This is a genomic window from Rhizobium sp. SVR5-2C, from assembly GCF_056755115.1.
The window spans coordinates 1-237 of record NZ_JBNDHT010000578.1 but is presented as its reverse complement, the minus strand read 5'-3'; the positions used below and the strand labels follow the sequence as shown (position 1 = coordinate 237).

The 237-nt window shown below is 54.4% G+C and carries 1 protein-coding gene; it reads right to left on the bottom strand.

Annotation, left to right across the window (positions count from 1 at the left end; all coding sequences use genetic code 11):
- The coding region (locus ACPYOI_RS36970; RefSeq protein WP_481424298.1) for a hypothetical protein at positions 1–207 on the bottom strand (207 nt) is incomplete at its 3' end.
- Positions 208–237: the final 30 nt, after the last annotated feature.

Genomic DNA, 237 nt, shown 5'->3' with positions numbered 1-237 from the left:
GATAAATGGCGATTTGATCGCCGCCAAGTGGCCGATGAAGGCAAGCAACGCAACTGAAGCGCCGCCGTTTATGTTGACCATAGTTCGGATCGCATTCTGGCCCGCCACGATGACGGACTTAAACATCTCGATTTCGTTGTTGTAATGGTGTTTTGCGGCCTCGAGATGAGCGCTGAGATCAGCCTTGTAGCGTTCAGGCTCCGCCAATGACGGTTCGGCTGATGGGGCGTCCTGAAC